Source organism: Jannaschia rubra (genome assembly GCF_001403735.1).
In the GTDB taxonomy this organism is placed as follows: Bacteria; Pseudomonadota; Alphaproteobacteria; order Rhodobacterales; family Rhodobacteraceae; genus Jannaschia; species Jannaschia rubra.
Window position 1 is genome coordinate 75,127 of record NZ_CXPG01000020.1, and the last position, 20,167, is coordinate 95,293.

The window sequence follows — 20,167 nt, forward strand, 5'->3', positions numbered from 1 at the left end:
GGGTAGTTAACGGGCGGTTACGCTCAGGGTGTCGCCAGCAGCGCGGCGATCCGCTCCGACAGGACGCGGCTGCGGTCGAGCGCGTCGGCCGCGCGGGCCAGATCGGTCTCGGGCGTCTCGGCCGCGTTCTGCGCGACGATGGTTCCGGCAAGCCGGCTGCGCGCGTCGCGGTCTTCCTCCGGAACGGCGGCCACAGCGGTCAGATCGCGCGCCAGCCAGGGGTCGCGCGGACCGCCGTCCTCCCGTGGCGGGGCAGGCTCCGTTACCCGGCCCGGGGCCACGAAACCACGCGCCGCCTCCACAACGCCCAACTCGCGGAAGAGATCGGCCGCGACCGACCGCTGCGGCGCCCCACCCGCCAGATGGGGACGAAGGCGCACGGCGAATTCGGCTGCTGCCGCTGGCTCCAGTCGAGAGAGCGCGAGATCCACGAGACGGGCGGCATCGGCTTGCCCCCGTGCGACCATCTCGACGGCCTCCGCCGGGCGGCGCGACAGCACGAAGGCCGTGGCCAGCGCTTCCTCCAGCGCGGTCCGATCCTCCCCCTCCGGGGTGGAGGGCAGAAGCGCCACCGCGTTGACCAGATGCGTCTCGGACGAGGGTTCGTCGCGGGCGTTTGCCGTCCGCAGCAGGTCGGTCGCGGCGCGGATCGCGGCAAGATCCGTCCCTGCCGCACGGTCGGCCGCATCCTTCGGCGGTTCCGTATCACGGTTCGGCGCGGGCCCGAGGCCCACCAGAAGTTCTTCTCGGCCGAGGGGCCGGAGTGCGGCACGCAGGTCCGGCTCCACGGCCGTCCACCGCGCCGGCGGCAGACTGTCGAGAAAGGCCACGAAGGCCGGCTCGTCGGCGCGATCCCAATCGGGAACCGGGCCGCCCAGCAGCAGGGAGATCAGCGCGGTGGCCGGGCCGCAGCCGGGGTCCACCGCCATGTCGGGACTCCGCGGCTCCCCGTCGAGTGCGGCGGCCACCGTGTCGATGGCCGGCCGTTCGCCCGTCACCATCCGTGCGACCATGGACGCCTCGGCCCCCCAGCCCACCCTCAGATAGGCCTGCGAGAGATCGAGGATGCCACGACCGTCCGGCAGATGTTCGTCCGTCAGCACGCCCGCTGCCATCCCCGTCAGTTCCCTCAGCGCCGTGGACGGGTCGGACTGGAGCGACTGGACCGCCAGCGTCTCGATCGGGCATGCGTCCAGCGGCTGCGCGGGGGCCTCCGCAGCCGCGAATTCCGGCAGCAGGGGCACTTCTCCCATCGGATGCATGCGCACCTGCAACGGTCCATCGGCGCGGGTCGCGGCATGGCCCTTTGCCACGCGGTAGAGGGGGTCCAGGGGACCGGGCTGCATGTCGGTCTGGATGACTTGCGGCAACAGGGGGGCCGCTGCGAGCGGGCCTGGTCGGGGGAGCGTTCCATCGTCCGAGACGTCGACGACGATGTGACCGGAGGCGACGCGCATCACCGACACGCCGCAGTCGCACCCCAGGTCGAGTATCAGCGCACCCTCGGTCTGCCGCAGGTCGCGGATGCGAGTCCTGGGAATAAGACGGAACACCTCCGACAGGTCGAGGGGCGGCAGGCCGCCCATGAACCGGATCGCCACGCTGCGGAAGGGTCTGCGGTCGATCCGCCAGTCGCGCATGCCGCGCTCCGCGAAGACCAGCCGCGAGAAGCCCGCGTGTTCCCCCGACTGGACGCGCACGTCCTGCGCCGGGGCGGCCAACGGCGCGAGCAGGAGGGCCGCGACCGCGAGGGGGGCGAGGGCGGCGCGGCGCATCATGCCGCCTTCCGCGCCTTCAGCGCTTCCTCGAGTTCCGCATAGCTCGGGCGCATGTGGGTGGGCGTCGACTGGCGCCCGACCTCGATGCAGATGTTGGTTGCATGATTGTGCAGGTTGGCCACCAGCACGTCCTGGATCAGCGCGTAGAAATGGGCGTCCTGTTCGCAGATGGCCTTGAGCCGCAGGGCGAAGGGCCCGACGATGCCATAGGCCAGGAACACGCCCAGGAAAGTGCCGACCAGCGCGCCGCCGATGAGCTTGCCCAGCACCTCGGGCGGCTGGTCGATGGAACCCATCGTCTTGATGACGCCCAGCACGGCGGCGACGATGCCCAGCGCCGGCAGGCTGTCGGCCATGGATTGCAGCGCATGGCTCGAATGCATGGCGTGGTGGTGGTTCTCCTCCAGCCGGGCGCCCAGCACCTCCTCGACCTGGTGGGGGTCGTCGTAGTTCATCGACACGGCCCGCAGGGTGTCGCAGATCATCGCCACGGCCTCGCGGTCGGCGGTGATCTTCGGATAGGCGCCGAAGATGTCCGACTCCTCAGGTGTCTCTATATGCTCCTCCAGCGCGACGGCATTCTGACGGCCAAGGCGCACCAGTTCATAGAGCAGGCACAGAAGGTCGCGGTAGTCGCCGGGCGCCCACTTCGGCCCCTTGAAGACCTTGGCCACGTCCTTGAGCGTATGCTTCACCTCGGCCATGCTGTTGCCCACGAGAAACGCGCCCACGGCCGCGCCGCCGATCATCGTCATCTCATAGGGCAGCGTCTTCATGATGATGGCCATCTTGCCGCCGGCCAGAAGGTAGCCGCCGAAGACCATCACGAAGATGCAGAGGATTCCTGCGATGCCGACCATGTCCTACTCCGTCGCCGCGTTGGCGTTGCGCCCGGCCATGATCGCGCTCAGCGCGTAGGCTTTGTCGGGCGACAGGTTCGAGAAGAGCGCCGCGGCCGCGTCGGAACTCATGCGGGCCAGGAACCCGGCCGCGAAGACCGGCTCCATCGATTCGAACAGGGCCGCGGCGTCTTTCGGTTTCATTCCCTCGTAGACCTGCACGAGACGGTCGATGTCGGCGTCGGACGCCGTCGATGACCGTTCCATCCGGGCGGCGAGCCGGGTCTCTGCCTCCTCCATCCGCACGAGCGATGCGGCGATCTCCTGGCGGGCGACGACCACGTCCTGCTCGCGCAGCGCCAGCGCCTCCTCGCGCGCCTCCAGTTCGGCGTCGCGGCGGGCGATCTGGTTGAGAAGTGTCGCCACCTCGTCCGAGGGCGGGCAGAGCGCGGGCGCGCGGGTGGAGGTCTCCGCCTCGTCCTCCGGCAGGGCGGTGAGGCCGGCCGAGACGATCCGGCTCAACGCTGACAGCACCAGGAGCGCGACGAGCGCCACGAGCGACAGCCGTCTGAGCGGGCGCAGGATCCCGAGGCTCATCGTCCCGACCCCGCCGCGTCGCCGGTGCGTGCCGCACGGAAGCCCGGGATCGGCCCGACGGCGACGTCGACCATCGCGGCCTCCGCCAGACGCTCCGCTCCCCGGTCCTCGAGGTCGCCGAGGCTGATCATCAGCATCTCCATCCGGCCGGTCCGGTCGTCGGCGGCGACGATGGCCGCGCGCAGGCTTTCGGCGGCCGCATCGGTGGCGCGCGTCGTGGCGGCGACCCGTTCGGCCAGCGCGTCGACCTGCACCTTGAGATCGGCGATGGCGGCGCCGGGCCCCTTTTCCGCGTCGTCGAAGCCGCGCAGGCGCCGGGTGAGGAGGTGACACCACAGCGCCATGCCCAGCGTGGCCGAGAGCAGCAGGATGTCCGAAAGAAGGCTGAAGATCTGCATGTCAGGTAATCACGAAGTCGATGATGAGAAGGTCGCGCACCGCCTCCGGCCCGGCCAGAAGCTGGACCCGCCGAAGAAGCTGCGCCCGGAGCGTCACGAGCGCGGTCGGATCCTCCAGGCGGTCCACGGGCACGGCGCGCAGGTAGGTGGCGAAGATGTCGAGGATGCGCGGCTGCAGCGCCGCCACGTCCATCCGCTCCCCCTCCGTCTGGAGGAAGGCGCGGAAGCGAAGCTGCCGGATGGAGCCCTGTCCGCCCACCGTCACCATCAGCGGGTCGAGCTCCAGGAAGCTCGGCGCATCGGCGGCGGGGGTGCCGTGGTCGGCGGCCACCTCGGACGGGCGCAGCAGGTCGTCCGCCAGCCCCGACCAGGTGACGTAGAAGCCCCCGCCGCCCAGCGCCAGCGCGCCGACGAGCGTGGCGATCCAGCCCTTCGCGCCCATGCCCCGCTTGGGGTTGGCTTCGGGTTCCTCAGGGGAATCGGCTGGCTCGGCCATGGGCGTATCCTCGTGATTTCGAAGATGTTCCTAACCTGCCGGTGACTAACCGAATGTTAATGGAATTGCGGAATTGTGCCCCTCGACACCCAGAACGGGTGGCTCGCATCCCGGAGGAGCGCACATGGAGAATCTGACAACCTTCTGGCAGGGCCAGGACAAGCGCCGTCTCGCGGTGCTGGCCGTGGCGACGCTGGCGGCGTTCCTGTCGGTGTTCTTCCTGACCCGCCTCGCCACCGCCCCCACGATGGAGCTTCTGTTCGCCCGGCTCGAGCCCGCCGCCGCTGCCGAGGTGGTCGCCAGCCTCGATGCGCGGGGCATCCCCTATGAGGTGCAGGGCGATTCGATCTACGTGGACGGCGTCCAGCGCGACGCGCTCCGGATGCAGCTCGCCGGCGAGGGGCTGCCGAGGATGGACGGCACGGGCTACGAACTCCTTGACGGACTCAGCGGTTTCGGAACCACATCGCAGATGTTCGACGCCGCCTACTGGCGCGCGCGGGAGGGGGAGCTGACGCGCACGATTCTGGCGTCGCCCGGCGTCCGCATGGCCCGCGTGCATCTCGCCACGGCCGATTCGTCGCCCTTCGCACGCGACCGCACGGCGACGGCCTCCATCACCGTGCAGATGACTTCGGGCGCGGTGGGAACCTCGCTGGCCCGCGCGATCCAGTCGCTGGTGGCGGGCGCGGTGCCGAACCTCGCCCCCGAGGACGTCACCGTCGTCGATGCCGCCAGTGGCCGCGTGGTCGGCGGCGGCGCGGTCGACACCGAGGAGGAGGCCCGCGATTCGCGCATGGCCGAAATGCGCGCGTCGGTCGAGAACCTGCTCGCGGCCCGCGTCGGCCCCGGCCGCTTCGTGGTCGAGCTGGCAGTCGAGACCCGCAAGGACCGCGAGACGATCACCGAGCGCCTGCTCGACCCCGACAGCCGCGTCGTCATCAGCACCGACACGGAGGAACGCTCCGCCAGCGACCGGGGCGCCCCCGGCGCGGGCGTGACGGTGGCCAGCAACCTGCCCGACGGTGAGGCGGCGGGCGGCGAATCCGAGAGCAGCAATGCCGAGACGCGCGAGCGGGTGAACTACGACTTCTCGGCCACGCAGCGCCAGATCGAGCGCGCCCCAGGCGCCATCGAGCGCGTGACCGTCGCCGTCATGGTCGACGGCCTGCGGGCCGACGGCGCCGACTGGACCCCCCGCCCCGAGGAGGAGCTGGCCGTCATCCGCGAGCTGGTGCAATCGGCCGTGGGCTTCCGCGAGGATCGTGGCGACGTCGTGACCGTCCGCACCATGCAGTTCGAGTTGCCGGAGGCGTCGGATGCCGCGCCGGGCCTTGCCCTGCCGTGGTTCAGCGGCGGGCAGGTGGCGCAGATGGTGACGGCGGCACTTCTGGCGCTGGTGACGCTGGGGCTTCTGGCCTTCGTCGTCCGCCCGGTCCTCAACCGCGTGATGATGCCCGCGCAACTGCCGCCGCCGCCGGAGCCCGAAACGCGCGGCTTCGCCCCCGGCGTCCCACGCGAACTGCCGGCGCCGACCGCCGAGAACCGGTTCGGCCTGGCCGACATGTCCGACATGCCCGAGATCGCCGCGCCCTCGACCCTGCCTGCCAGGCAGGAGGCTGCGCCCGACGCGGCCGAGGGCGACCCCGTAGACCGCCTGCGCCGCCTGATCGAGGACCGGCGGGAGGAGACGATCGAAGTCCTGCGCGGCTGGATGGACGACACGCCGGGGGCCGCCCGATGAGCGCCCTCAGCCTGGAGGATTTCGGCAGCGCCGATGTGCGGCCCGCGGGGCCCGGGGCCGCCCCGCAGTCGATCGACCGCTTCGACGACGGCTACAACGCCGGCTGGGACGACGCGATGGCGCAGATGGAGGCCACGCAGATGCGCGTCGGCGACCGCCTGGCCGAGCGGCTGGAGACGCTGGAACTCGGGCGGCGCGCGGCGATGGCCGAGTCGCTCGGAGCGCTGGAGCCGGCGCTGCGCGACATCTTCGACCGGCTTCTGCCGCGCACCGCAGGGCGCGCCTTCCTCCCCCTTCTGATGGAGGAGATCGGGGCGGTGCTGGCGGCTGGCGGCAATGCCCTCAACATCCTTGTGACGCCCGAGGAGGTACCCGCCCTGACCCGCCTGCTGGAGCGTGCGGAGATCGGCCCCGACCGCGCCACGGTGCGGGCCGAACCGGCGCTGTCGATGTCGCAGGCCCTGATCCGCTGGCCAGGGCAGGAACGGCGGCTCGACCTCGAAGGGGTGCTGGGCGCGCTGGACGATGCGCTCGAAACCTTCCTCGCGACCATGGACCGCGGCCCCGAAGCGGCGGCTGCGGACGACGACAAGACCGCTCAACTCTGACCCAAGGACATCCAGAATGGCTGACCAGACCCATGACGCCCAATCCGCGCTGTCGCGCGTGCCCGTCGAGATCACGATCTCGGTCGGCCGCGCGCACCCGACGGTGGCCGAACTCCTCGCCATGCGTCGCGACGCGATCCTGCCGCTCGACCGTGGCGTGAACGACCCGGTGGAGCTCTATGCCGGCGACCGCCTGATCGCGCGGGGAGAATTGCAGGAGGTTCCGGGCGACCCCACCGGCCGCCTCGCCGTGCGCCTGACCGAAGTGGCCGAGACGGACGCCTCCGCGTGAAGCCGCTCGCCTGCCTGGCGCTTGCCGTCGCGTTGGCCCTTCCGGGGACCGCGCTGGCGCAGGACCTGAGCCTCGACCTCGGCGGCGAGGGCAGCCTGACGCTGCGGTCGGTGCAGCTCATCGCGCTCCTGACCGTGCTGAGCCTCGCGCCCGGCATCGCGGTGACGGTGACCTGCTTTCCGTTCATCGTGACGGTGCTGTCGATCCTGCGCCAGGCGATCGGGCTGCAGGCCTCGCCGCCCAACATGCTGATCGTGAGTCTCGCGCTGTTTCTGACCTATTTCGTCATGGAGCCCGTCGCCACCGCCGCCTGGGACGCAGGGATCGGCCCGCTCAGCCGCGGCGAGATGGATGTGGCGACCGCCGTGCCGCTCGCCGCCGAGCCGTTCCGCGCCTTTATGTCGAACCGCGTCGACGCCGACACCCTCGCGCATCTGCAGGCGCTGCGTCCCGCGGCCGAGCCGGAGGCGTTCTCGGTGCTGATCCCCTCGTTCCTGCTGTCCGAGATCAGTCGCGCGTTCCAGATCGGCTTTCTCGTCTTCATGCCGTTTCTCATCATCGACATGGTGGCGGCGGCGATCCTCATGTCCATGGGCATGATGATGGTGCCGCCGGCCATCGTGTCGCTGCCCTTCAAGCTCGCCTTCTTCGTCGTGGTGGACGGCTGGACCCTGGTGTCCGGTGCCCTCGTTCGAAGCTATCTCTAGGAAAGGTTCCTGCCCATGCAACCGATGCTCCGGCCGCCGAAGACGCGGGTCCCGGCCGCGGCCGTCGCCGCGAACGCCGAGAAGGCCCGCGCCCTGATCGCCCTGATCGACGGCGGCGACCCCGACGAGGAGACGCCCGAGGTCGAGGCCGCGCGCCTGCGCGACTGGGCCCGCGACCTGGTCGAGGCGGTGGAGGGGCGCACCGCGCCCGAGGCCCCGGCGCCGCGCGCCGCGCCCGCCTTGCCGGCGCCCGGAGCAACGGCCGGCGACCCGCCCCCCGCGACACCGATGGCCGCCGCGGCGGACCCTGCCGCGCCGAAGGCCCCCGCGCCCGCGCCCGAAGCGAAGCATTCTGCCGCGTCGGAGGCCGTGGACGCCCCGTCGGCCGACAACCTGTTCACCTCCGTCGCGCCCGAGATCGCCGACTGGGACATGCCGGCCCCCGCGTTGCGCCGTCCGAAGGTCCGCAAGGTCGCGGCCAAGCGCGTGGCGGTCGAGCCCGCGCCCAAGGCGAAGGCCGACCCCTCCCGGCGCGCGCGTCCGGCCAACCTGTTCACCGCGGCGGCTCCCCGGATGGCCGACTGGAAGGTGCCGGTGACGCTGCCGGTGCAGCGCATCCCGCAGCAGGCCTACATGCGTCCGGCACTCCTGTTGACGGACCCTGTCAAGGTGCCGCCGAGCGACGCGGCCACCCCCGAACCCGCCGCAGCGCCCGAGACGCCGCCCGAGGCCGAGGCAGCCCCGCAGCCCGAGGCGCGTCGCCCCCTGCCGCCGCCGCTGCCCGAGCCGCCCTTCGTCAAGCCCGCCAACTGGGACGAGGTGCGAAGCATGATCGGGCGCACGGTCGACCCGGTCGCCATGGCGCGGGAGCATCCGGCCGTGATCGCGATGACGTTGGTGGGGCGGCCGACGCTCGACCAGGCGGCGGCGTTCCGGGGGCTGCCGGCGGGTCAGGTCCGGGCCGTGCACCGGGTGCTGCGGCAGATGGAGCAGGGGGCGCGCTGAGGCGCCCCCGCCGGTTCAGCGGCTGAACTTCTTGTACTTGACCCGCGTGGGCTCCAAGGCGTCGGCGCCCAGGCGCCGGGCCTTGTCGGCCTCGTAGGCCTCGAAGTTGCCCTCGAACCATTCGACATGGCTGTCGCCCTCGAAGGCGAGGATATGCGTGCAGAGGCGGTCGAGGAAGAAGCGGTCGTGGCTGATGACCACGGCGCAGCCGGCGAAGTTCTCGATCGCATCCTCCAACGCGCGCAGCGTCTCGACGTCGAGGTCGTTGGTCGGCTCGTCGAGAAGCAGCACGTTGCCCCCGTCCTTCAGCAGCCGCGCCATGTGGACGCGGTTGCGCTCACCCCCCGACAGGATGCCCACCTTCTTCTGCTGGTCGGCGCCCTTGAAGTTGAAGGCGCCGCAATAGGCGCGGCTGGCGATCTCCGCATCGCCCAGCTTGATGATCTCGGCCCCGCCCGAAATCGCCTGCCAGACGTTGTCGTCGGGGTTCAGGTCGTCGCGCGACTGATCGACATAGGACAGCTTGACGGTGTCGCCGAACTCCACGGTGCCGGTGTCGGGCTTCTCCTGCCCGGTCAGCATGCGGAACAGGGTCGACTTGCCTGCGCCGTTGGGGCCGATCACGCCGACGATGCCGCCGGGCGGCAGCGAGAAGCTCAGGTTCTCGAACAAAAGCTTGTCGCCGTAGGCCTTGGACAGGTTCTCGACCTCGATCACCTTGTTGCCCAGGCGCGGGCCGTTCGGAATGATGATCTGCGCCTTGCCCACGAGCTGGCGCTCGGACTGGTCGGCCATCTCATGATAGGCGGCGATGCGGGCCTTGGACTTGGTCTGCCGGGCCTTCGCGCCCGACCGCATCCAGGCCAGTTCGCGCTCCAGCGTCTTGCCGCGCGACTTGTCCTCCTTGGCCTCCTGCTCCAGCCGCTTGGCCTTCTGCTCGACCCAGGAGGAATAGTTCCCCTCGTAGGGGATGCCGCGCCCGCGCTCCAGTTCGAGAATCCACGAGGTGATGTCGTCGAGGAAATAGCGGTCGTGCGTCACGATCAGGATCGTGCCCTTGTAGTCGATGAGGTGCTTCTGCAGCCAGGCGATGGTTTCCGCGTCGAGGTGGTTCGTCGGCTCGTCCAGAAGCAGCATGTCGGGCGCTTCCAGCAGCAGCTTGCACAGCGCGACGCGCCGCCGCTCGCCGCCTGAAAGGTTCGCCGGCATCGCGTCGTCGGGCGGGCAGCGCAGCGCCTCCAGCGCGATGTCCACGCGGCTGTCGAGATCCCAGAGGTTCTGGCTGTCGATCTCGTCCTGCAGCTTGCCCATCTCCTCGGCCGTCTCGTCGGAATAGTTCATTGCCAGTTCGTTGTAGCGGTCGAGGATCGCCTGCTTCTCGGCCACGCCCTCCATCACGTTCTCGCGGACGGTCTTGCTTTCGTCGAGATGCGGCTCCTGCGGGAGATAGCCGACCTTGGCGCCCTCGGCTGCCCAGGCCTCGCCCTGGAAATCCTTGTCCTGGCCGGCCATGATCCGCATGAGGGACGACTTCCCGGTGCCGTTGACGCCGACGACGCCGATCTTGACGCCGGGAAGGAACGACAGGCGGATGTTCTCGAACACCTTCTTGCCGCCGGGATACTGCTTGGACACGCCGTCCATGTGATAGACGTATTGATAGCTCGCCATGCTCGAAAGCCTCCGGAATTTCGGGTATGCGCGCCATGTATAGTGCCGGTCGCGTCGGGGCAATGGAGGGCGCCCCTTGCGCCGGGGGCGCCGCGCGGTGTTGATGGCGCGATGCAGACGGGCTTTCCCATCGCGCGGCCGGGGCAGGTGATCGGCCTTCTGGGCGGGTCCTTCGATCCGGCCCATGGGGGTCATGTCCACATCACGTTGCAGGCGCTGGCACGGCTGGGACTCGACCGGCTGTGGTGGGTGGTGAGCCCCGGCAACCCGCTCAAGCTGCGGGGACCTGCGGCGCTGGACCGGCGGATGGCGGAGGCGCGGCGGCTGATGCGCCACCCCCGGGTTACCGTGACGGATGTCGAGGCGCGGTTGGGCACGCGCCACACCGCGGACACGCTGGCCGCTTTGCGGGCGCGATACCCTGGCGTGCGCTTTGTCTGGATCATGGGAGCGGACAACCTGGCGACCTTCCACCACTGGGACCGCTGGCGCGACATCATGGAGGGTGTGCCCGTCGCGGTTCTGGCGCGGCCGGGGCAGGGGTTGGCCGCGCTCCGCTCGCCGGCGGCGACGATTTACCGCCGCTTCCGCGTGGCGCCGGGTGCGGCGCAGGGGCTAGGCCTCAGGGCGCCCCCGGCCTGGACGTTCCTGACGGTGCCGATGCACGGGGCATCGTCGTCGGCGATCCGGGCGGGCGGGGGCTGGCCCGCCGCGCCAGCACCGACCCCACCCCCGCGAGGACCAGCACCGCCAGCCCCATGAGCGCCGGGCGGTCGGGGAAGGTGCCGAAGACGGCCATACCGAGCACCATTGCCGAGACGAGCTGGAAATAGACGAAGGGTGCGAGCACCGCCGCGCCCGTCCGCCGGTAGGCCACCACCAGCAGCAGGTTGGCCGCGGCCGAGGCCAGCCCCGACAGAAGGGTCAGCCCGGCCACGGCGGGCGTCGCCTGCGGCACCTGTGTCAGACCCCAGGGGGCCAGAAGCACCATGCCCAGCACCACCTGCGACAGCATCAGCTGACGCGGCGGAGCCATGGCTGACAGCCAGCGCGAGGCGGTGAGGAACGCACCGTAGAAAAGGCCGGCCAGCACCGCGAAGGCCAGCCCCGGCGTCATCCCGAGCCCCGGCCGCACCACCAGGAGCACGCCGCAGAACCCGAGCGCGAGGCAGACCGTCTGCGCCCGGTTGACCCCCTCCCCCAGCAGCCGCACCGACAGGACGTAGCTGAAGATCGGGCCGATGAAAAACGCGCCGAAGACGGTGGCGATATCCTCGGTCCGCAGCGCCGTCAGGATGGAGGCGATGCCCGCCGAGATCAGCGCGGCCCGCAGCCAGATCCGCCAGTCGCCATAGAGCCGCCACATCACCCGCCCGCGCAGGATCGCAGCGACCATCAGGGCGCCCACGGCGAAGCGGCTGAAGGCCACGAAGACGGGCGCGACGCCGTGACCCGTCGCCAAGAGCTTGCCCGCCGTGTCCCCCAGCGGGATCAGCGACATGGCGACGATCATCAGCGCCACCGATCCGAGGGTCTCGCGGTCCATGCAGCAGGGGCTAGCACCGGCGCGCCGACCTGCCCAGAGGCATCCGGCCTTCACATCCGCCCGCGCGGGATGCAAAAAGGGCCGCGATGGAGGTCCGCCCATGAAACGACGCCTTTTTCTGTCCGCCGCGCTCGGAACCCTGGCGCTGCCGGCCTGCGCCGGGGCGCCCGAACGGTCGTCGCGCCCGGTGGCCAAGCCCGGCGATGCGCTGGCGCGGTCGGCGGCGGATGCCGACCGGCTGGTGACGCGGGCAGGGCTGGGCGGGCGCGTGGGGTTTTCCGTGGCCGACGCGCAGACCGGCGAGATCCTGGAGACGCACAACCCCATCCGTCCCCTGCCGCCCGCGTCGGTGGCCAAGGCGGTGACGGCGCTCTATGCGCTCGAGACGCTGGGCGCGGACTTTCGGTTCACCACGCGGCTGGTGGCGACGGGGCCGATCCGCGGCGGACGGCTCGACGGCGATCTGGTACTGGTGGGCGGCGGCGATCCGGCGCTTGACACCGACGGGCTGGCCGACCTTGCGGCGCAGGCCGCGGCGGCTGGCCTGCGCGAGGTGGGGGGGCGGCTGCTGGTCGACGGATCGGCCCTGCCCGCGATCGAGCGGATCGACCGGGAGCAGCCCGATCATGTCAGCTACAACCCGGCCATCGGCGGCGTGAACCTGAACTTCAACCGTGTCCATTTCTCGTGGCAGCGGTCGGGCGCGGCCTATGCCACCGCCATGGAAGCGCGGACCGAGAGGTTCCGGCCGGGTGTCAGCACCTCGACCATGGCCGTCGCCGACCGCTCGCTGCCGGTCTATACCTACGACCGCCAAGGTGGCGCCGATGCCTGGACCGTCGCGCGGGGGCAGCTGGGCGGGGAGGGGTCGCGCTGGCTGCCGGTGCGGAACCCGGATCTCTATGCGGGCGACGTGCTGCGCGGGATGCTGCGGGCGAACGGCATCGCCGCGCCCGCCGCACAGCCGGGGCGGGGGCAGGGGTCGACCGTCGCGCAGGTGCAGAGCGCAACGCTCGACCGGATCGCGGCCTCGATGCTGCGCTATTCGACGAACCTCGTGGCGGAAGTTATCGGCCTGACCGCCACAGCGCGCCTTGCCGGCCGGCCCGGGTCGCTCGCCGCGTCGGGGGACGTCATGTCGCAATGGCTGGCGCAGCGCACTGGCACGCGACAGCCCGATTTCGACGATCATTCCGGCCTGAACGGGACGAACCGGATCGCGGCAAACGACATGGTGCGCCTGTTGACGGCGCCGGGGGCGATGGCGCGGCTGCGCCCGCTGCTCAAGGAGATCACGCTGGAGGGTCCCCCCCGGCAGGCGGTGCAGGCCAAGACCGGCACGCTCAACTTTGTGTCGGGGCTGGCGGGGTATTTCGACGCGCGGTCGGGGCGCAGCCTCGCCTTCGCGACCTTCGTGGCCGACACCGACCGCCGCGCCGCCCTGCCCGTGTCGGAGCGCGAGCGTCCGGCGGGCGGGCAAGGCTGGGCACGCACCGCCCGATCGTTGCAGTTCGACCTGATCGAGCGCTGGGCGGCCGTCCACGCGTGAGGCCCGCCATCGTCCTGGTCCGCCCCGAGATCGCGGGCAACACCGGGTCCGTGGGCCGGACCTGCGTGGCGCTCGACCTCGACCTGTGCCTGATCCGGCCCTACGGGTTCGAGATCACCGACCGCAACGTCCGCCGCGCGGGGCTGGATTACTGGAAGCACGTCCGCCTGCAGGAGTTCGACGGTTGGGACGACTTCCTGGCCCGTCGCGCACCCCGGCCCGAGGCGCTGTTCCTGTTCGAGGATTTCGGCGCGCGGAGCGTCTATGACGTCGAGTTTCCCACCGACTTCCACCTCGTCTTCGGGCAGGAGACGGTGGGCCTGCCGCAGGCCGTGCTGGACGGGCGGGACGATCGGTTGGTGCGCCTGCCGATGCGGTCGCCGTACATCCGGTCGCTCAACCTCGCCAATGCGGCGACGGCGGCGGCCTATCAGGCGCTTCGCGGCACCTTGTGAGCCCGGCGATTTCGGCTAGGTGTGCGGAATGGACACGAACGCCCTGCAAGAAGAAATCGCGAGCCTGCGCCGCGAACTGGCCCGGATGAACCGCAACCGGTTCATCCAGGTGCACAATTCCATCCCCCGCCTCGTGCTGTTCCAGCTCTACCGCGGGATCGCCTTCGGGTTGGGAACCGTACTCGGGGCGACGGTCGTGCTGTCGGTGCTGGTCTGGTCGCTGAGCCAGATCGACTTCATCCCGGTGATCGGCGACTGGGCGAGCGAGATCCTTCAGGCGATCGAGCCGACGATGGACGGCCAGTAGCCCGGCACGCCGCATCGTCGCCGGGCGGTGAGGTCAAGGCGTCGAAGGCGGTGTCGGACCGCATCTCTCGGGATCGGGTCATCGTCGTCGGCGCCGCGTTTGCATGGGCAAACGGACGGGTCGTGCCGGCCCCCGGTCGGGGGACGGTCCCTGCTTTCCGGGGTTGACCCCGGAAGATGCCGGCGGGCAGGAGGGCCCGTCATTTCGATGATCGGGACACGGGCCGGACGCTTCCGGCCACCCGCACCCCTGCGCGCAGGAAGGGTTCTGGGCGTGAGCGGTCAACGGAGGGTTGACGCGCCGGACGGAAGCCTGCGCTATCGAGGCCGAGACATTCAGGAGAGACGAGATGGAAGAATTTCTGCAAGGTTTGGGCATGGTGGCATTCACCCTGCTGGTACTGACCGGCCTCGTCGTCGGCGCGCTGGCCGGGGCGCTGACGGGCCGCAGCAAGCTGCTCTACGCGCTGATCGGAGCGGTCGCGGCCATCGCCACGCCCTTCCTGCTCGCCGCGCTGGGGATCACGGTGCTGGCGGCGGGCGGCGTGCTTTTGGTGCTGGTCGTGGGGGCCGTGGGGGCGGCGGTGGTCGTGGCGATTGTGCGGGCGGTAAGCAGGCGGGTGTAGGGGAAGAGTATCACTTCATCATTCCGAACTGAGGCTGTGATATGAGTTGTTCTTTAAGTCTTCTGACCAAAAAAGACGTTAGCATAACTATTGGAAAGTGTGACTACTGCCGTATAAAACGCGCCAAGAATTTAATAGATGATTTGATGAAAATAGAAAGACTATTTCGTGTCTATGTTGCGTCTCTACGAGAATTCGAGGCCTATCTTCTTTTGTCGTCCCTAGATTCAGCTATAGGGTGGAATGATAAATCCGAGACTATGGATGATTTATATGACAGCGTGTTTTGCAATAACGTGGACGTCAACTATCGCGTGCTGAGCGTTCTGACTGCTGCTGGCGCCTACCACGATCAAAGAAAGGCTTGGCTGAAAGGAAAAGAATATCGTGAGGAAATTGAAAAGGTATTCTCGATAGAATATGATAAAAAGTTAAGTTATAGAATTATAGAAATTCTTCGGAATCATGCTAAACACCAAGATCTACCGATCGGTAATATATTGTATGATTCAAGTAACAAGTATCAACATCCGCGCCCAGAGGGGGCATCCCGTCTCCGAGAAGCTATCGAACCTCGTGTTGTTATTTCAGAGTTAATCAAGAATGGTCGTTTAAAGTCAGCAACAAGAACTGAAGTTGGCAACATCGATAAAGGCTATATCTGTTTGAAATCCCTTCTTAGAAACTACGCGGCTTCAATGGCGCGTGGCCATGAAAAGGTTCGACAACAAACGTCAGATGCGCTCACAGCCGCCAAAAACGAGATTGATGCCGCTCATCATCGTTTTCAGCAAGAGTTTCCCGGCGAAGAGAAACGTTCAGAATATTTTCTCGGTGCAACGACAACAGACGTACATGGCGAAGAAGAGGTGCATGTTGGCAAGGTTTTCTATCGGCGACTTGATCGCGCACGTGCCCAATTCCAAGGACTTGAAAGCTTTGAGCGCTTCTATGTCTCCTCAGAGATGATCGACAACCCGGAGACTTATTACTGTGATGTAGGCGAGGTCCTACGGGATTAACTCACCCCCCCTTCCGCTTCCGCTTCACATTCCCCCCGCGCTGCCCCGGCCGTCCCGCCGTACTCCGCCCTTCGGCCTTCCGCGCGTCCTCGACGGCCTGTTCCACCGCCGACTGGCGCGTCAGGGGGTCGTCGGACACCAGCAGGTCCACGGTCTCCAGCCGCTTGACCTCGTCTCGGAGGCGGGCGGCTTCCTCGAATTCCAGATTCTCGGCGGCCTTGCGCATCCGGTCGCGCAGGCCGGCGAGGTGGGCCTGGAGGTTGGCGCCGGCCATGGGCTTGTCGATCTTGGCGGTGACGCGGTTCATGTCGACGTCGCCCTTGTAGAGACCGGCCAGCACGTCCTCCACGTTCTTTCGGACGGTCGCGGGGGTGATGCCGTGTTCCTCGTTGTAGGCCTGCTGGCGGGCGCGGCGGCGGTCGGTCTCCTTCATCGCGCGTTCCATGGAGCCGGTGATGCGGTCGGCGTACATGATGACGCGACCGTCGGCGTTGCGCGCGGCGCGGCCGATGGTCTGCACGAGCGAGGTTTCGGAGCGCAGGAAGCCTTCCTTGTCGGCGTCCAGAATGGCCACGAGACCACATTCGGGAATGTCGAGCCCCTCGCGCAGGAGGTTGATGCCGATCAGCACGTCGAAGGCACCGAGGCGCAGGTCGCGCAGGATCTCGATCCGCTCGATCGTGTCGATGTCGGAATGCATGTAGCGGACCTTGATGCCCTGTTCGTGCAGGTATTCGGTCAGGTCCTCGGCCATGCGCTTGGTCAACGTGGTGCAAAGCGTCCGCATGCCGCGCGCGGTCACGCGGCGGATCTCGTCGAGCAGGTCGTCCACCTGGGTGGTGACGGGGCGGATCTCGATCACCGGGTCCAGAAGTCCGGTGGGGCGGATCACCTGTTCGGTAAAGACGCCGCCGGTCTGGTCCAGCTCCCACGCCGCGGGGGTGGCCGAGACGAACACGGACTGGGGGCGCATGGCGTCCCATTCCTCGAACTTGAGGGGGCGGTTGTCCATGCAGGACGGCAGGCGGAATCCGTGTTCGGCCAGCGTCATCTTGCGGCGGAAGTCGCCTTTGTACATGCCGCCGATCTGCGGCACCGAGACGTGGGATTCGTCGGCGAAGACGATGGCGTTGTCGGGGATGTATTCGAACAGCGTGGGGGGCGGCTCGCCCGGCGCGCGGCCGGTGAGATAGCGCGAGTAGTTCTCGATCCCGTTGCAGACGCCGGTCGCCTCCAGCATCTCCAGATCGAAGGTCGTGCGCTGCTCCAGCCGCTGCGCCTCCAAGAGCTTGCCCTCGCCCGTGAGCTGATCGAGGCGAACCTGAAGCTCCGCCTTGATGCCCTTGATGGCCTGCTGCATCGTCGGGCGCGGCGTGACGTAGTGGCTGTTGGCGTAGATGCGGATCCGGTCCATGTCGCCGGTCTTCGCGCCGGTCAGGGGGTCGAATTCGGTGATGGACTCCAGCTCCTCGCCGAAGAACGACAGGCGCCAGGCGCGGTCCTCCAGGTGGGCGGGCCAAATTTCCACGCTGTCGCCGCGCACGCGGAAGCTGCCGCGCGCGAAGGCGGCGTCGTTGCGGCGGTATTGCTGCGCCACGAGGTCGGCCATCACGCGCCGCTGGTCGTAGTCGTTGCCGGTGATCAGGTCCTGCGTCATGGCGCCGTAGGTCTCGACCGAGCCGATGCCGTAGATGCAGGAGACCGAGGCCACGATGATCACGTCGTCGCGTTCCAGAAGCGCCCGCGTGGCCGAATGGCGCATGCGGTCGATCTGTTCGTTGATCTGGGATTCCTTCTCGATGAAGGTGTCGGAGCGGGGGACGTAGGCTTCGGGCTGATAGTAGTCGTAGTAGCTGACGAAATATTCCACGGCGTTGTCGGGAAAGAAGCCCTTGAACTCACCGTAGAGCTGCGCGGCCAGCGTCTTGTTGGGCGCGAGGATGATGGCGGGGCGCTGCGTCTCCTCGATGACCTTGGCCATGGTGTAGGTCTTGCCGGTGCCGGTCGCGCCCAGCAGCACCTGGTCGCGCTCGCCATCCTTCACGCCCTGCGACAGTTCGACGATTGCGGTCGGCTGGTCGCCGGCCGGACGGAACTCGGTCGCCATGCGGAACCTGCGCCCCCCCTCCATTTTCGGACGGGCGGCGGGGGCGCGCTGCATCATCGGCAGGGTATCGAGATCGACATCCGCAGGCGGCTTGTTGGTATTGTTGTGGGCCATCGGCACCTCGGCAGGAGAACGCCCCATTATCTATGGCACGCGCGCCCTGTCACAACCCCGTCCGGGCCGCCTTGCCTTCGGCCCCCGACTGACTGATATTGCGGGCCACCGATCCGAGAGGGACCCGATCATGCGCGCCCGCATCTACAAGCCTGCCCGCACCGCCATGTCGTCGGGCACCGCCCGTACCCGCAACTGGGTTCTGGAGTTCGTGAACGAGACCCCGCGCGAGATCGACCCTCTGACCGGCTGGACCGGATCGCGCGACACCCAGGCGCAGGTCCGCCTGCGGTTCGAGACGAGGGAGGAGGCGGAGGATTACGCCCGCGACCACGGCATCGACGTGATCGTCCTGCGCCCGCACCGCCGCAAGGCCAACCTGCGCCCGGGAGGCTATGGCGAGAACTTCGCCACCAACCGCCGTGGATCCTGGACGCACTGAGGCTTCAGGGGCCGCTGGGGGTGTGAACCCCGTTCGGAAAGATCTGAGTGACCTCGCACTGCGCATAAGCCGCGAACTGGCGCCATCGACGGAGTCCGCCCTTGGCCTAGCGCTCCGATGAGAAGTGCGTCTTGAGGTAGGTGAGGATCACGTCGGTCGTCTCGGGTTCGGGCTCGTACATCCCCTGCTCCTCGATCATCCATGTCCACAGATAGTCCCAGCGTTCGTCGGTCAACCGTTGCTGTCGGATGATGGCGGTAGAATGGCAGGCGACGCATTGGTAGTACGTATCCTCCGCGCCCGGCCCGACTGGCAGGTTGCCCAGCTCGGGGTCCGTCTCGACCGCCGGCGCGGCGGAGGCCGGCGCGGATGTCGGCGGGGCAAGCGGGTTCGCGGCCGGCCGCATGGGGTCGTAGGCCTGCTGCGCCAGGGCGGCGGTGGCCGCCAGGACGGCCGGGGCAAGCAACCCGGCGCGCAGGAAGATGGTCTTGACGGTCATGGTCGTCCTCCTCGGACAGGGTGGCCGCGGCAGGGTCCGCGGCCCGGATCCGGGGTCAGGTGGCGATCATCGCGATGCGATGCTGCATGTTGTTTCCGTACCCACGCGGGTTCCATCCGGGGACCACGGGCGGCTGCGCGACGCCGGCCATGTCGGTCGCGCGCGCCCAGACCTCGTAGTAGCCCGCCTCGGGCAAGGTCACGTCGGCCCGGAACCGCTGCCAGGCGAACCTGTTCTTTGGCGGGTCCAGGCTGGCGGGGATCCACGTCTGGCCGAAGTCGATGGACACGTCGACCGACGCGATGTCGCCGCTGCCCGCCCAGGCATGGCCGCGCACCTCGGTCGGTGCGCCCGCCGGCGTTTCGCTGCCGGTCTGCGGAAAGGTGATCAGCGATTTCACCGGCATGTCGGTCATGATGACCATGTCCTCCTCGGGCACCTCGGTGCCCGGAGCGACGGGATAGGCCGGAAGGCGATAGGAATAGCCGGTCATCTTCGCCCCATCGTGGACCTGATCGCGGATCCAGATGCGGTTGAGGTATTTCTGGGAGGCCGAGCCGGGATAGCCGGGGATGATCACGCGCAGCGGGAAGCCATGGATGGCGGGGATGGGTTCTCCGTTCATCTCCCACGCGATGAGTCCGTCCTCGGTCAGCGCCTTCTCGATCGGAACCCCGCGCGAGATGGGGTTCTTGTCGGGGTCGCCGGACAGATGGGGGTCGTTGCCGTAATGGGCGGTGTAGACGGCGCTGTCCTTCACCCCGGCCGCGTTCAGCACGTCGCGGAGCCGCACCCCGGTCCAGTCGGCGCATCCCACGGCGCCTGTCGTCCATTGGTTGCCCGAGGCGCCGGGCTGGAAGAAAGCCCGTCCGTTGCCGCCGCATTCCACGACGAGGCGGCGGGTCACCACCTCGAACCGCTCCCTGAGGTCGTCGATGCTCAGTTCCAGCGGCGTGTCCACCTCGCCGTCGATGGTGAGGGTCCAGCCCTCGGCATTCTGATCGAGCGCGGTATCGGGGACGAGGCCGTTGTTGCGGACGAAAAAATGTTCGTAGGGCGTGACGTCGGCATCGAGCAGATGGGCCGGCGTCTCGGCGTTGAGGGGGCGGTCGTTCATCAGGATCAGACCGTCCTTGCCGGCCATGATGTCCTCCTCGCTCATGCCTTGGGCGAGCGCCATGAGGTTCCCGGCAAACGGAATGTTCATACCCAGATGGGCCCCGAGCGCCGCCAGCCCGGTGGTCTTGAGAAAGCCCCGGCGGTCGGTTCCGTCGCCGGTGGCGGATTCGGCTGCGTCAGGCTGCATGATCTCGTCGGTCATTGGTAAGGTCCTCCCCCTTGTTGCCCGAAAGCCTATCGGACGGGA

At 68.5% G+C, this 20,167-nt stretch carries 21 protein-coding genes and 1 pseudogene; 12 read left to right on the forward strand and 10 right to left on the reverse strand.

The genetic code is table 11. The annotated features are described in order from the left end of the window. Positions 1–23: 23 nt before the first annotated feature. From JAN5088_RS09995 to JAN5088_RS10015, 5 genes are read right to left on the reverse strand one after another with little or no spacing between them, the layout of a single operon-like run. On the reverse strand, positions 24–1,778 hold the full coding sequence (locus JAN5088_RS09995) for a serine/threonine-protein kinase (protein WP_055682676.1): 1,755 nt from the start codon (positions 1,776–1,778) through the stop codon (positions 24–26). Continuing rightward, positions 1,775–2,638: a flagellar motor stator protein MotA gene (gene motA / locus JAN5088_RS10000; RefSeq protein WP_055682677.1), complete on the reverse strand. Its 864-nt coding sequence runs from the start codon at positions 2,636–2,638 to the stop codon at positions 1,775–1,777. The genes JAN5088_RS09995 and motA overlap by 4 nt, the downstream gene beginning before the upstream one ends. Positions 2,639–2,641: 3 nt before the next feature. Next, entirely contained in the window at positions 2,642–3,214 is a 573-nt protein-coding gene (locus tag JAN5088_RS10005) for a MotE family protein (RefSeq protein ID WP_055682678.1), read from the reverse strand. Then, positions 3,211–3,612 carry a hypothetical protein gene (locus JAN5088_RS10010; RefSeq protein ID WP_055682679.1) on the reverse strand — a complete coding sequence of 134 codons (402 nt, stop codon included), beginning with the start codon at positions 3,610–3,612 and terminating at the stop codon, positions 3,211–3,213. Before JAN5088_RS10010 ends, JAN5088_RS10005 begins: the two co-directional genes overlap by 4 nt. Before the next feature lies 1 nt (position 3,613). Further along, the gene (locus tag JAN5088_RS10015) at positions 3,614–4,108 is read right to left on the reverse strand and encodes a flagellar basal body-associated FliL family protein (protein WP_055682680.1); all 495 of its coding nucleotides are present in this window, start codon (positions 4,106–4,108) and stop codon (positions 3,614–3,616) included. 124 nt (positions 4,109–4,232) lie between these two features. Here JAN5088_RS10015 and fliF point away from each other — a divergent pair, with 124 nt between their 5' ends. From fliF to JAN5088_RS10040, 5 genes are read left to right on the forward strand one after another with little or no spacing between them, the layout of a single operon-like run. Further along, positions 4,233–5,852, forward strand: coding sequence for a flagellar basal-body MS-ring/collar protein FliF (gene fliF, locus JAN5088_RS10020; protein ID WP_055682681.1), 1,620 nt, complete (start codon positions 4,233–4,235; stop codon positions 5,850–5,852). After that, positions 5,849–6,460 carry a hypothetical protein gene (locus tag JAN5088_RS10025; protein ID WP_055682682.1) on the forward strand — a complete coding sequence of 204 codons (612 nt, stop codon included), beginning with the start codon at positions 5,849–5,851 and terminating at the stop codon, positions 6,458–6,460. Before fliF ends, JAN5088_RS10025 begins: the two co-directional genes overlap by 4 nt. A 16-nt stretch (positions 6,461–6,476) precedes the next feature. Further along, positions 6,477–6,752 (forward strand): FliM/FliN family flagellar motor switch protein, encoded by a 276-nt coding sequence (locus JAN5088_RS10030; RefSeq protein ID WP_055682683.1) that lies wholly within the window; start codon positions 6,477–6,479, stop codon positions 6,750–6,752. After that, positions 6,749–7,459, forward strand: coding sequence for a flagellar type III secretion system pore protein FliP (fliP, locus tag JAN5088_RS10035; protein ID WP_055682684.1), 711 nt, complete (start codon positions 6,749–6,751; stop codon positions 7,457–7,459). Before JAN5088_RS10030 ends, fliP begins: the two co-directional genes overlap by 4 nt. Before the next feature lie 15 nt (positions 7,460–7,474). Beyond that, positions 7,475–8,464: a hypothetical protein gene (locus JAN5088_RS10040; RefSeq protein ID WP_055682685.1), complete on the forward strand. Its 990-nt coding sequence runs from the start codon at positions 7,475–7,477 to the stop codon at positions 8,462–8,464. A gap of 15 nt (positions 8,465–8,479) precedes the next feature. Here JAN5088_RS10040 and ettA read toward each other — a convergent pair whose 3' ends face one another. Continuing rightward, the gene (ettA, locus tag JAN5088_RS10045; protein WP_055682686.1) at positions 8,480–10,135 is read right to left on the reverse strand and encodes an energy-dependent translational throttle protein EttA; all 1,656 of its coding nucleotides are present in this window, start codon (positions 10,133–10,135) and stop codon (positions 8,480–8,482) included. Between the two features lie 111 nt (positions 10,136–10,246). Here ettA and JAN5088_RS10050 point away from each other — a divergent pair, with 111 nt between their 5' ends. Next, on the forward strand, positions 10,247–10,897 hold the full coding sequence (locus JAN5088_RS10050; protein ID WP_055682687.1) for a nicotinate-nucleotide adenylyltransferase: 651 nt from the start codon (positions 10,247–10,249) through the stop codon (positions 10,895–10,897). A 31-nt stretch (positions 10,898–10,928) separates the two neighbouring features. On the opposite strand, the pseudogene JAN5088_RS10055 reads toward JAN5088_RS10050, so the two are convergent. Further along, positions 10,929–11,783 (reverse strand): annotated as a pseudogene (locus JAN5088_RS10055) (DMT family transporter); the annotation flags it as partial. On the opposite strand from JAN5088_RS10055, the gene dacB reads away from it, so the two are divergent. From dacB to JAN5088_RS18655, 5 genes are all read left to right on the forward strand, one after another. Continuing rightward, entirely contained in the window at positions 11,782–13,230 is a 1,449-nt protein-coding gene (gene dacB, locus JAN5088_RS10060; RefSeq protein ID WP_055682688.1) for a D-alanyl-D-alanine carboxypeptidase/D-alanyl-D-alanine endopeptidase, read from the forward strand. The pseudogene JAN5088_RS10055 and the gene dacB sit on opposite strands and share 2 nt — an antisense overlap. Next, on the forward strand, positions 13,227–13,685 hold the full coding sequence (locus tag JAN5088_RS10065) for a TrmH family RNA methyltransferase (RefSeq protein ID WP_233489756.1): 459 nt from the start codon (positions 13,227–13,229) through the stop codon (positions 13,683–13,685). Before dacB ends, JAN5088_RS10065 begins: the two co-directional genes overlap by 4 nt. 28 nt (positions 13,686–13,713) lie before the next feature. Continuing rightward, the gene (locus JAN5088_RS10070; protein ID WP_055682689.1) at positions 13,714–13,992 is read left to right on the forward strand and encodes a DUF5665 domain-containing protein; all 279 of its coding nucleotides are present in this window, start codon (positions 13,714–13,716) and stop codon (positions 13,990–13,992) included. A 349-nt stretch (positions 13,993–14,341) separates the two neighbouring features. Then, positions 14,342–14,617 carry a hypothetical protein gene (locus tag JAN5088_RS18910; protein ID WP_055682690.1) on the forward strand — a complete coding sequence of 92 codons (276 nt, stop codon included), beginning with the start codon at positions 14,342–14,344 and terminating at the stop codon, positions 14,615–14,617. 260 nt (positions 14,618–14,877) lie between these two features. Then, complete coding sequence (locus tag JAN5088_RS18655) at positions 14,878–15,639, forward strand: hypothetical protein (RefSeq protein WP_143114627.1); 762 nt, start codon at positions 14,878–14,880, stop codon at positions 15,637–15,639. A gap of 1 nt (position 15,640) precedes the next feature. Here JAN5088_RS18655 and uvrB read toward each other — a convergent pair whose 3' ends face one another. After that, positions 15,641–17,803 carry an excinuclease ABC subunit UvrB gene (gene uvrB, locus JAN5088_RS10085; RefSeq protein WP_055683314.1) on the reverse strand — a complete coding sequence of 721 codons (2,163 nt, stop codon included), beginning with the start codon at positions 17,801–17,803 and terminating at the stop codon, positions 15,641–15,643. Positions 17,804–17,990: 187 nt separating this feature from the next. Here uvrB and JAN5088_RS10090 point away from each other — a divergent pair, with 187 nt between their 5' ends. Further along, positions 17,991–18,302 carry an ETC complex I subunit gene (locus tag JAN5088_RS10090; RefSeq protein WP_055682692.1) on the forward strand — a complete coding sequence of 104 codons (312 nt, stop codon included), beginning with the start codon at positions 17,991–17,993 and terminating at the stop codon, positions 18,300–18,302. Positions 18,303–18,408: 106 nt separating this feature from the next. Here JAN5088_RS10090 and JAN5088_RS10095 read toward each other — a convergent pair whose 3' ends face one another. Continuing rightward, complete coding sequence (locus tag JAN5088_RS10095; RefSeq protein ID WP_055682693.1) at positions 18,409–18,801, reverse strand: hypothetical protein; 393 nt, start codon at positions 18,799–18,801, stop codon at positions 18,409–18,411. A 55-nt stretch (positions 18,802–18,856) separates the two neighbouring features. After that, entirely contained in the window at positions 18,857–20,122 is a 1,266-nt protein-coding gene (locus JAN5088_RS10100; protein WP_055682694.1) for a sulfite oxidase, read from the reverse strand. Positions 20,123–20,167: the final 45 nt, after the last annotated feature.

Bases quoted from the DNA above. Each gene is read 5' to 3' on its own strand.
- JAN5088_RS09995 (WP_055682676.1), bottom strand. From the start codon at position 1,778: ATGATGCGCCGCGCCGCCCTCGCCCCCCTCGCGGTCGCGGCCCTCCTG.
- motA (WP_055682677.1), bottom strand. From the start codon at position 2,638: ATGGTCGGCATCGCAGGAATCCTCTGCATCTTCGTGATGGTCTTCGGC.
- JAN5088_RS10005 (WP_055682678.1), bottom strand. From the start codon at position 3,214: ATGAGCCTCGGGATCCTGCGCCCGCTCAGACGGCTGTCGCTCGTGGCG.
- JAN5088_RS10010 (WP_055682679.1), bottom strand. From the start codon at position 3,612: ATGCAGATCTTCAGCCTTCTTTCGGACATCCTGCTGCTCTCGGCCACG.
- JAN5088_RS10015 (WP_055682680.1), bottom strand. From the start codon at position 4,108: ATGGCCGAGCCAGCCGATTCCCCTGAGGAACCCGAAGCCAACCCCAAG.
- fliF (WP_055682681.1), top strand. From the start codon at position 4,233: ATGGAGAATCTGACAACCTTCTGGCAGGGCCAGGACAAGCGCCGTCTC.
- JAN5088_RS10025 (WP_055682682.1), top strand. From the start codon at position 5,849: ATGAGCGCCCTCAGCCTGGAGGATTTCGGCAGCGCCGATGTGCGGCCC.
- JAN5088_RS10030 (WP_055682683.1), top strand. From the start codon at position 6,477: ATGGCTGACCAGACCCATGACGCCCAATCCGCGCTGTCGCGCGTGCCC.
- JAN5088_RS10040 (WP_055682685.1), top strand. From the start codon at position 7,475: ATGCAACCGATGCTCCGGCCGCCGAAGACGCGGGTCCCGGCCGCGGCC.
- ettA (WP_055682686.1), bottom strand. From the start codon at position 10,135: ATGGCGAGCTATCAATACGTCTATCACATGGACGGCGTGTCCAAGCAG.
- JAN5088_RS10050 (WP_055682687.1), top strand. From the start codon at position 10,247: ATGCAGACGGGCTTTCCCATCGCGCGGCCGGGGCAGGTGATCGGCCTT.
- dacB (WP_055682688.1), top strand. From the start codon at position 11,782: ATGAAACGACGCCTTTTTCTGTCCGCCGCGCTCGGAACCCTGGCGCTG.
- JAN5088_RS10070 (WP_055682689.1), top strand. From the start codon at position 13,714: ATGGACACGAACGCCCTGCAAGAAGAAATCGCGAGCCTGCGCCGCGAA.
- JAN5088_RS18910 (WP_055682690.1), top strand. From the start codon at position 14,342: ATGGAAGAATTTCTGCAAGGTTTGGGCATGGTGGCATTCACCCTGCTG.
- JAN5088_RS18655 (WP_143114627.1), top strand. From the start codon at position 14,878: ATGGATGATTTATATGACAGCGTGTTTTGCAATAACGTGGACGTCAAC.
- uvrB (WP_055683314.1), bottom strand. From the start codon at position 17,803: ATGATGCAGCGCGCCCCCGCCGCCCGTCCGAAAATGGAGGGGGGGCGC.
- JAN5088_RS10090 (WP_055682692.1), top strand. From the start codon at position 17,991: ATGCGCGCCCGCATCTACAAGCCTGCCCGCACCGCCATGTCGTCGGGC.
- JAN5088_RS10095 (WP_055682693.1), bottom strand. From the start codon at position 18,801: ATGACCGTCAAGACCATCTTCCTGCGCGCCGGGTTGCTTGCCCCGGCC.
- JAN5088_RS10100 (WP_055682694.1), bottom strand. From the start codon at position 20,122: ATGACCGACGAGATCATGCAGCCTGACGCAGCCGAATCCGCCACCGGC.